General features: G+C 70.7%; 7 protein-coding genes and 2 pseudogenes. 4 read left to right on the top strand and 5 right to left on the bottom strand.

Annotated features, from left to right (window positions below):
- Positions 1 to 174: 174 nt before the first annotated feature.
- A complete protein-coding gene (locus AB0I11_RS28830; RefSeq protein WP_357327497.1) occupies positions 175 to 3,255 on the top strand; it encodes a BTAD domain-containing putative transcriptional regulator in 3,081 nt (1,026 codons plus the stop codon).
- Between the two features lie 168 nt (positions 3,256 to 3,423).
- Here AB0I11_RS28830 and AB0I11_RS28825 read toward each other — a convergent pair whose 3' ends face one another.
- Together AB0I11_RS28825 and AB0I11_RS28820 are read right to left on the bottom strand one after the other, a co-directional pair.
- On the bottom strand, positions 3,424 to 3,633 hold the full coding sequence (locus tag AB0I11_RS28825) for a hypothetical protein (RefSeq protein WP_357327494.1): 210 nt from the start codon (positions 3,631 to 3,633) through the stop codon (positions 3,424 to 3,426).
- A gap of 142 nt (positions 3,634 to 3,775) precedes the next feature.
- Positions 3,776 to 5,166: pseudogene (locus AB0I11_RS28820) on the bottom strand (transposase).
- 115 nt (positions 5,167 to 5,281) lie between these two features.
- Here AB0I11_RS28820 and AB0I11_RS28815 point away from each other — a divergent pair.
- Positions 5,282 to 5,803 carry a transposase gene (locus tag AB0I11_RS28815; protein ID WP_357327491.1) on the top strand — a complete coding sequence of 174 codons (522 nt, stop codon included), beginning with the start codon at positions 5,282 to 5,284 and terminating at the stop codon, positions 5,801 to 5,803.
- Here the strand turns inward: AB0I11_RS28815 and AB0I11_RS28810 are convergent.
- Positions 5,793 to 5,987 carry a hypothetical protein gene (locus AB0I11_RS28810; protein WP_357327488.1) on the bottom strand — a complete coding sequence of 65 codons (195 nt, stop codon included), beginning with the start codon at positions 5,985 to 5,987 and terminating at the stop codon, positions 5,793 to 5,795. The genes AB0I11_RS28815 and AB0I11_RS28810 overlap by 11 nt on opposite strands.
- A 99-nt stretch (positions 5,988 to 6,086) precedes the next feature.
- Here AB0I11_RS28810 and AB0I11_RS28805 point away from each other — a divergent pair.
- A pseudogene (locus tag AB0I11_RS28805) lies at positions 6,087 to 6,386 on the top strand (transposase); the annotation flags it as partial.
- Positions 6,387 to 6,483: 97 nt separating this feature from the next.
- Here the strand turns inward: AB0I11_RS28805 and AB0I11_RS28800 are convergent.
- Entirely contained in the window at positions 6,484 to 7,380 is an 897-nt protein-coding gene (locus AB0I11_RS28800; protein ID WP_357327485.1) for a group II intron reverse transcriptase/maturase, read from the bottom strand.
- A gap of 88 nt (positions 7,381 to 7,468) precedes the next feature.
- Positions 7,469 to 8,527, bottom strand: coding sequence for an IS110 family transposase (locus AB0I11_RS28795; RefSeq protein ID WP_357327482.1), 1,059 nt, complete (start codon positions 8,525 to 8,527; stop codon positions 7,469 to 7,471).
- Positions 8,528 to 9,247: 720 nt separating this feature from the next.
- Between AB0I11_RS28795 and AB0I11_RS28790 the strand changes: the two genes are divergently transcribed.
- The gene (locus AB0I11_RS28790) at positions 9,248 to 9,619 is read left to right on the top strand and encodes a hypothetical protein (protein WP_357327479.1); all 372 of its coding nucleotides are present in this window, start codon (positions 9,248 to 9,250) and stop codon (positions 9,617 to 9,619) included.
- Positions 9,620 to 9,733: the final 114 nt, after the last annotated feature.

The following is a 9,733-nucleotide window of genomic DNA, read 5'->3' as shown; positions in this document are numbered from 1 at the left end:
CGGCGGCCCGTGCCGCCCGCGATGGTGTCCCCGTCGGGGCGCGATCCTGGGGGGAGCCGCCCCGATGAGGACCGCACGATGATCTACTCCCATGACTGCAAACCCCTTGCGGCTGGCTTGCAGCCGCCGCACGGCGGACCGGCATACTGCATCACCGGGGAGGTACGTCACGACATGGAGTTCCGGGTGCTCGGCGCCGTCGAGGTATGGTCCGACGGCGTCCACCTCGACCTGGGCGGGCGGCAGCCCCGCCTGGTCCTGGCCACGCTGCTGCTCGAGGCCGGCCAGGTGGTGCCGGTCGAGCGGCTGATCGACCTGGTCTGGGGGGAGTCGCCCCCGCCCAGCGCCCGGGGCACCGTCCAAGCGCTGGTCTCCCGGCTGCGGGCGGCGTTCCGTCGGGCCGGCGCGCCGGTGGAGATCGCCGGGCGGGCCGCCGGCTACCTCATCGGGGTCAACCCGGATGAGGTGGACGCGCACCGGTTCACCGCGCTGACCGCGCAGGCCCGCACCGCCGACGAGGAGGCCGCGGTCGACCTGCTCGACACCGCGCTGGGCCTCTGGCGCGGGGAGCCGCTCGCCGACGTGGCCGACGACGAGGTCCGGCACCGACTCTGCGCCGGGTTGCTTGAGGCCCGGTGGACGGCGGTGGAGGACCGCGCGGAGGCGCTGCTGCGGCTCGGCCGGGCCCGGCAGGTGGTGGCCGAGCTGGCCGACCAGGTCGCCCGGCATCCGGACCAGCAGCGCCTGGCCGGGCAGCTCATGCTCGCCCTGTACCGGGAGGGCCGGGCCGACCGGGCGCTGACCACGTACCGGCGGGTGCGGGCCCAGCTCGCCGAGGAGTTGGGCCTCGACCCCGCCCCGGAGCTGCGCCGCCTGGGGGAACTCGTCCTGCGCGGCGACCCCACGCTGGACCTGCCCCGGACCGTCGAACGGGGGGCACCGGCGCGACCCGCCGAACTGCCCCACGACGTGCCCGGCTTCACCGGCCGGGCCGCCAATCTGGCCCGGCTGGACGCGATCCTGGCCGAACCCTCCGCCGGCATCCGGATCTGGGTGGTCAGCGGCACCGCCGGGGTGGGCAAGACTGCTCTGGCGGTGCGCTGGGCGCACCGGGTCCGCGACGCCTTCCCCGACGGACAGCTCTTCGTCGACCTGCACGGCTTCGACGCGGAGCGGGAGCCCGTCCCGCCGGCTGAGGCGCTGGCCCACCTGCTCGGCGGGCTCGGCGTCGACCCCCGGGCCGTGCCCGACGGGCTGGACGCCCGGGTGGCGATGTTCCGCTCCAAACTGGCGGGCCGCGCGGTGCTGCTGGTGCTGGACAACGCCCGCGACGCCAACCAGGTGCTGCCGCTGATCCCGTCCGCCGGCACCGTCCTGGTCACCAGCCGGCACCGCCTGAGCGAGCTGGTGGTCCGGGCCGGCGCCCGGCCGGTGCCGCTGGACGTGCTCAGCCCGGCCGACTCGGCCGGCCTGCTGGCGACCCTGCTCGGTGACGGCGCGGTCCGGGCCGAGGCGGCCGCCGCCGCCCGGCTGGCCCAGCTCTGCGGGCACCTGCCGCTGGCCCTGCGCATCGCGGCGGCCAACCTGCAGGCCGCCAGCAAGCCGGAGATCGCAGGCCTGGCCCGGGAACTCGCCGAGGGGGACCCGCTGGCCGGCCTGACCATCGACGGGGCCGACCAGGGGGCGGTGACGAAGGCGTTCGCGCTGTCGTACCGGGCACTGCCGGCCGAGCAGCAGCGGCTGTTCCGCCGGCTCGGGCTGGTCCCCGGGGCCAGCTTCGCCGCTGGTGCCGCCGCGGCTCTCGCGGGTACGCCGGCGGGCACTGCGGAACGGCTGCTGCGCGCTCTCGCCGCGGCGCACCTGGTGGAGCGCCATCCGGGTGGCCGGTACCGCTTTCACGACCTGCTGCGCCGGTACGCCGTGGACCGGGTCACCGGCGAGGAGGACGACAGTCGGCGGGACGAGGCCCGGGTGCGGCTCCTCGACCACTACCTGACGAACGCCGACGCGGCGGGCCGGCAGCTCATCCCGCACTTCGCGCGGCTGCCCCGGCCGGTACCGGAGGACCCCTTCGACACCCCGGAAGCGGCCCTGGCCTGGCTGGACGCCGAGTGGACCAACCTTACTGCGGCGGTGGAACAGACCGCCCGGCAGGGTCCCCGGCACTACTCCTGGCAGCTCGCCGACGCGTTGCGTGCGTACTTCCACCAGCGCGGGTGGCGCGCGGAGTGGCTAGCCGCGGCGACCGTCGCGCTGTACGCCGCGCGGGCCGAGGGCGACCCGCTGGCCCAGGCGGCGATGCACCTGAGCATCGCCCTGGTCCACGTCACCAGCGGTGCGTACGAGGACGCCCGCCGACAACTCAGCGACGCGCTGGCGATCGACACCGGAGACGACTGGGCGGAGGGGCGTACCGCGATGTTGAACAACCTCAGCGCGGTGCACCAACGGCTCGGCGAGCCGCAGGCGGCGCTGACCTGCGCGCGTCTCTCCCTGGAGCTGAACCGCCGGCTCGGCAACGCCGGCGGAGAGGCGATGTCCTTGGCCAACCTCGGCTTCTCGTACTGGCAGCTCGGCGCGCTGGCCGAGGCGGAGGAGCACTTCCGGGCGGCGCACGACCGGGGTGAGCGGGCCGGGGCGCGGTACAACGTCGCCGTTCTCCTCGTCGACCTGGGCAGCGTACGCCGCGATCTCGGCGACCACGCCGCCGCCGAGGAGCTCTACACCCGCGGGCTGGCCGCCAACCGCGAGCTGGGCTACCGGTACGGCGAGGCGACCGCGCTGGCCGGCCGGGCGGTGCTCTGGGCCGCAACCGGCCGCGCCGCGCAGGCCCGGCCGGACGCCGAGCGGAGCGTGGAGCTGACCCGGGAGATCGGCGACCTGGGCACCGAGGCGTGGGCGCGGGACGCGCTCGGCCGGGTCCTGCTGGCCCTGGGTCGCCCAGCCGAGGCGGCAGCGGAACACCTGCAGTCGCTGGAACAGGCCCGGCAGACGCGGTTCTCCTGGTGCGAGGCTACCGCGCTGGCCGGCCTGGCCGCCGCCCGGCTGGCCGCCGGTGACCCGGTCGCCGCCGTGGCGGACGCCCGGGCGGCGGTGGCGCTCTCCAACCGGGCGGGATACCGACTCGTCGAGAGCCGGGCCTCGGAGACCCTCGCCCGGACCGTCGGACAGCTCGGCGACGAGCCGGAGGCGAGCCGGCTGGCGACCCGGGTGGCGGACCTGCTCGCCGCCACCGGGTACCGCGGCGGACCCTGACCGGTCAGGACCGCCGTCGACGCGGGCGCAACCACCGGGGGCAGGAGGAACAGGCAGGCCGCAGCGACTCCGGCCATTCGGCCGAATCGCACGGACCATCGGGACGGGGTTCTGCCCCGCGCGGTGGCCGGCACCGGGTCCTCCTTCCAGTCAGGACAAGCTGAGGCGTCACTCAAGCGTGAACAGGAATGCCGTGAGATCCAGAGCATCGGCCTCCGTCACACCGCGGCTCGGCATCGCCGTGCCCTGATCCACCCCCTGGGGATCCCTGATCCATCGCTGCATGTTGCTGGCGTTGTTGGTCAGCCGGCCACCGACGTAGGAGCCGTTCCCGATCCCACCCACTGACGGGCCCACGTGGCCGTCAGCACCGGCCACGCGCGGTCATCAGCCTGCGGACAAGGGCGAAGCAGCGTGTTAGTAGTGCTTTGTTAGGTTGGGACGAGTTGGCGGCAGAGGGGGCAGAACCCGAGCCAGGTCGCGAGTAAGTACTGCAATTGCCGCAGGACCGCGTAGAGGCTCAGGTCTGCCCCGTTGCTTTTGGGTGTGTCGTCCGTAGTTGGGTGAGGAACAGTTGGGCGGCCGCGGTGAGGGTGACGTGGCGGTGCCAGCCGATCCAGGAGCGGCCTTCGAAGTGATCCAGCCCGAGGGCGGTTTTGAGTTCGCGGTAGTCGTGCTCGACGCGCCAGCGGCTCTTGGCCAGGCGGACCAGTTGGGTCAAGGGTGTGTCGGCGGGCAGGTCGGACAGCCAGTAGTCGGTCGGTTCGTCATGGCCAGGGGGCCATTGCACGAGCAGCCAGCATTCGAGCAGGACTCCGTCGTCGCCGCGGTGCGGTCCGCGTCGGACGGCCCGGCCGGCGGGACGCACCCGCACGGCGAAGAAGTGCCCGGCCAGCTCGCCGGCAGGCCGGCCCGGGGCTCGGTCGGGTGCGGGTAGCCGGGCACGCCAGCGCACCACACTTGTTGCCTCGGCGCCGTGGGCGAGGGCGAGGTCCTTCAGGCTGCGAGCCGGCTGCGGGTACTTCGGTGTGGGGTGCTTGCCGACTCCGGCGTAGGGAACCTGCACGGGTTGGGCGTCGCCGGGTTGAGCGGTGGTGCTCGACGTGGTAGCCACGATGTAGCTGATGCCGCGTTCGGTCAGGCCCTGGCGGAACTCGGCGACCTGGCCGTAGCCGGCGTCGGCGGTCAGCAGCGGCGGACGCAGCCCCCATGCGGCCAGTTCGTCGAGCATTTCCAGGGCCATCAGCCACTTCGGCCGGTACCGCTCGGCGTCGGGGACCTTCGATGCTGTGCGCCGCCGGCGGATCTGGTCGATCTGCTCCTCGGGCGGCAACTGCACGCGGGTGTGTGGTTTCTTCGCCCCGGCCGCATCGAGGGTGACCGGCTGCTGGCGCAGCCTGCGGGCATGCGGGTTCGCGGGCTTGCCGTCCGGGCCGGGGACGCAGGTGTGGTCCCAGGATTCCGGCACGATAACAGTCGCCAGTTCAGCACCGCCGAGGCGGCGTCGGTCGCTGCGTGGACGCTGACGGCGATCTGGCAGTTGGCGACCTTGCCGAGTGTGCCGGAGTACTGCCGGGCCACGCACGCCGACGCCTTGCCGTCCTTGGGGAACCCGGTGTCGTCCACCACCCACACCTGAGGCGCCACCAGGTCGACCGCGGCCGCCGCCAACCGTCGCCGCACCCCGGCGACATCCCAGGTGGATGAGGTTAGGAACTGCTGCAACTGCTGGTGATCGACCCCGAGTCGTTCGGCCATCGGCTGCATCGACTTACGCCGGCCGTCCAGCATCAGTCCCCGCAGATACCGCAGACCCGTCGCCCGCTGATCCGACCGCGGCAACCCCGCGAACACCCCCGCCGCGAAATCCTCCAACTGCCCCCGCACCCAAGCCAGCTCTCGCTCATCCACGCACCGCACCCAAACACCAGCACGACGCTCGTACAAGCGACACGCCACACCGACCTAACAAAGCACTATTAGAACTCCAACGTCACTTGGCTTCGGCGTTGGGCGTGGCACGAGCATGAGCACGGCCACCGCGTTGATCATCGATGCCTTGAGGACAACCGAAGATCGTGCAGTGGCCGTGGGCCACGGCGTAGACCCCGCCGGGTGGCGGATCATCCTGGACGAGGCGGTGACGCGTGTCGCGGGCCGATTCGTGCGGGCGGAGCCGCGCCGGACCGCCGGGCAGTTCGTGGAAGGGCTGCTGTCGGGCGTGGAACGCAAAAGCTGCTGGTCCCTCGGGGAACGGGCTGGTCACACGGATCCGCAGGCGATACAGCGGTTGTTGCGTACGGCGGCGTGGGACGCCGACGCCGTCCGCGATGACGTGCGTGATTGGCTGATCGAGCAGCTCGGCCACCCCGACGGGGTGCTGGTCATCGACGAGACGGGTGATCTGAAGAAGGGCCGGCACACCGTCGGTGTGGTGAGGTGGGGCGTTGACGAGGTGTCTGCCGGGGCAGGTCCTTTTCCAACGCCCTCCTCCCGAACCGGACGGGCCCGTTTCCGAGCATCCGGCTCTCCGGTGACTACTGCGTGAGTGCGGCGCTGTTCCCGGAGTGGATCTGGTGGTGGCAGTCGGCGCAGACGATGAGCGTCTTGCGTCGCCGCTTGACCATGATCTTCGTCCAGGTTTGCTGGCTCTTCGAAGTTAATACTCCAGCCGGGGATGTTGACCTTGGCTGAGCTGCGGTTTGGTGCGGTGGGGGTACGAGGGCAGCCACCGTCGATCATGGACGGTTGTGTGGACTGACCATGACGCAGCGGTGGCTGCCGGATACAGGGTAGACGCCCAGCGGTGGCGGGTGTTGTTCGATGACCTGATGTTGACGGTCGGGCAGCGTTTCCGCAGGCCGGAACCGCGTCGGCGGGTGCGTGACTTCGTTCGGGGGCTGTTGGCGCCGCTGCCGCGGAAGAACTGCTGGACGATCGCCGAGTACGCCGGGGATGCCGGCCCGGACGGGATGCAGGAGCTGCTGACCCGGGTGACGTGGGATGACGCCGAGGTTCGTGCCGATGTCCGCGAGTTCGTCGGTGAGCACCTCGGGGATGTCGAGGCGGTGCTGGTCATCGACGAGACGGGTGATCTGAAGAAGGGCCGGCACACCGTCGGTGTGGTGAGGTGGGGCGTTGACGAGGTGTCTGCCGGGGCAGGTCCTTTTCCAACGCCCTCCTCCCGAACCGGACGGGCCCGTTTCCGAGCATCCGGCTCTCCGGTGACTACTGCGTGAGTGCGGCGCTGTTCCCGGAGTGGATCTGGTGGTGGCAGTCGGCGCAGACGATGAGCGTCTTGCGTCGCCGCTTGACCATGATCTTCGTCCAGGTGTTCTTGCGTGACTGCCCGGCCTGGTTGAGGTCGGCGAGTTTGCGGACGTGGTGGACCTGGACGTCCACGCTGCCGCTGCAGACCTCGCACCTGCCTGCGAGAAGCCGGTTAATCAACTCCTTGCGGGCGACGGCCGGGGCAGGACTGCGGTCGATGGGGACCGCTGTCTTCTGCCGTTTGAGTGGTATACCGCCGAACCGGGCGACCAGTGGTGCTCTGCCCTCACGCTCGATGCGGGCCTCGAAACACCGCCGCTTGCCGTGCTGGGTGTCGATGGAGGTCCGGTATTTCCGGGCCATCTTCGACACCGCTGAGCGGTGCTTGAGGGCCAGCGTCTTGAGCATGGAGGTCTCCATGACCCAGCGCAGCCGGCTCAGCCGCCAGACATCTCCGGCGGGCAGGTAGTACTGGACGATGCCTCGGTATTCGGCTCCGTAGGTCGCGATGATGGTGTGGTCATCGTGGTTGACCAGCCGGGTCCGATGCGCGGGTTTGCCGCGCTGCAAGTACCGAGCGCACTTGGCCTTGATCACCGTCTTCGGCACGCGTAACCCGATCGTGCCGTTGACCGTCCGGTTCCCACGATGGTGCATGTGGTCGCCGTGCTGGACGGTGAGCTCGTAGCCGAGGAATCTCGCCGCGCCTGTGCGGGCGTGCGTGATCAGCGTTTTGTCCTCGGACAGTTCCAGCTTGAGATCGTCGCGCAGGAACTGAGCGAGACGCCGTTTGATGTCCTCGGCTTCGGCTCGTGGTCCGACGAACCCGAGCAGGGTGTCATCGGCGTAGCGCACGTAGCGCAGCCGCCGGTAGCCGGGATCGTTCGGGTCCCGGCTGGGCAGGCTGTGTAACTGCTGGCGCAGTTTCCGGGCCGTGGTGCGGTCACCCGTCGTAGTAGTCGCGTGATCGTGGGCAGTGGGACAGGGCGGCGAAGCTGGACATGCTGAACACCCGGCGCAGGCTGCGGTGGTAGCGGTGGGGCCGGACCTGGTGGCCTTGGCGGCGGCCGGAGTCCCGGGAGATCGGTGCGAGGCCGGCGTGGGCGGCGAGTGCTGCGGGGCTGGGGTAGGTGGTGAGGGTGCCGGCGTGGGCGAGGAACTCGGCGGCGAGGGTGGTGCCGATGCCGGGCAGGCTGGTGACGATCTCGCCCAGTTCATGGTCGGCGACGATGCCTGCGAGGGTTTCCTCGATCATGGTGATGCGGTCGTTGGCTGCCTCCAGGTCGGTGGCCATTTGCGCCACGATCCCGGCCGCGGTGGCCTCCCCCGCGACGGCGACGGTCTGTGACCGTGCAGCGGTGAGAACCTTGCCGGTGAGTGCCTTGGCGGCCCGGACACCGTGCTGGCGTAGGTAGGCCAGGATGCGGGCTTCGCCGGCTCGGCGTAGTCCGGCGGGGGTCTGCCACTGCGGGAGGAGCCGGAGCGCACCCTTGCTGCGCAGATTCAGCGCCTTCTCTAGCGCAGGGCTGATCATGGTCAGCAGTTCCTGGATGCGGGCGGTGATGCGTACCCGGTCGGCGACCAGGTCGAGGCGGCGGGAGACGAGCAGCTTCAACTGCTGCTGCACGCTGTCGGCGACGCTGAGTGTCGGAAGGTCGTTGCGCATGCGCAGGGTCTGGGCGATGACGTAGGCGTCGTGGGCGTCGGTCTTGCGCTCGCCGTGGAAGGCCTCCGCCATCCGGGACGTGACGGTGCCGCTGACGTAGCGCACGTCCGCGCCCCGGTCGAACAGGACCGCCAGCAGCAGTGAGGCGGGTCCGCCGCGTAGGTCGGCGGCCCAGCGGATCGGCTTGCGGCGCTTGCCGAGCCGCCCGGCGATGCCGGAGATGGTGTGCTGGTCGTTGGGGATCTTCTCGGACACCACCACGGTGCCGTCGTCGTCGACGACGCACACGTGGTGGTGGGTCTTGCCGACGTCGACGCCGGCCCACAGGCTGCCCATCGGGCATCACCCTTTTCGCTTGTGCTGGTCAGGGGCGCGGACCCGCCGCGGTTCAGTAGCCACGACTTCGGAAAGGGCGATCGGTCGCAAGTCTCCATCCAGTGCTGATACAGCGGTCGTCAGCGAGGGTGCCGAGGCGTCCTACTCCTAGCTGGCCATCGGCAGCACACACCCTGACAGTCACCCGACCCTTCGGGCCCACCCCAGCAAACAACGTTGATCGATGTCTGGTTGCGGGTCCGGACGGGCTCCTGGAGTCTGCTGCCATTGGCGTCGGCTGTCCGGGTCGTCACGCCGGTACGCCGCGGGCGGCCTCACGATCTTCCCCGCACTCTGGCGATGGTCACCAGGCGGCGAACCATGTGTCATCCGACGAAGCCGCACGGGATAGGGAACGGCGGCATGACGGCGGTATCGGGCCAGCGGTCGACTGCGGTGAGTTCGTCGGTCGCCGGGCAGGCACCCGCACGACCGGGCGGGTCTGGGTCAGGATCAGCTGCAGCTTGATAATGCGTTCGTGGGTCGCGTCGCCAGAGAACAGGGACATGTGTAGATGTGGGCGGCGGTCGCTCCGGTCTGTTCAGGTGTCGAGGCCTGCGAGGTTGAGGCGTTCGAGCAGGCTGGGCTTGCGGGCGTGCACCGCCCGTAGCTCGGCCAGCCGGCGTCGGAACGATGTGTTGTCTCCGTCGCGTTCGCCGAGGTCGGCAGGTCGACGAGGAGTTGAACTGCGGTGTCGTACTCGCGGGGTTTCTTCGTAGCGATGAGTTCGTCGATCCGCTGCCAGGCCGCGGGTTGGTCAACCGCGAGAGCGAGGTGCCGTTGTCGGGCGGCTGCTGCGGACCGTTCCCGGCGAACGCGCTCGCATTCGCGCTGCTCGGCGTCCCGTCGTTCCCGTTCCGCGCGCAGATCCGCGGCGGTGGCGAGCAGTTGCTCGGCGGTACGAGCGGCCGTCAGGGTGAACACGTCGGTGGGATGCGCGTCGCGGTAACGACGCAGCAGTCGGCTGCGCACGTGGCTGCCGCCGCCGGTGATCAGGTCGGTCAGGATGGCGTCCTTGTCCCGGGTGGGCAGCCCGATGACCCAGTTGCGTAGTTGCGCGGCGGTCGGTTCACCTGTGTTCCGCAGCTCAGCGTCGATATAGTCGGCGTCGCGGTGTGAAGGTGCAGGTCAAGGCGTTGCAGTCTGGTGGAAACTGCGAAAATCCCT

This window comes from Micromonospora sp. NPDC050495, assembly GCF_040655175.1.
In the GTDB taxonomy this organism is placed as follows: domain Bacteria; phylum Actinomycetota; class Actinomycetes; order Mycobacteriales; family Micromonosporaceae; genus Micromonospora.
The sequence above is the reverse complement of the archived record's forward strand: the minus strand, read 5'-3'. Positions and strand labels throughout refer to the sequence as shown.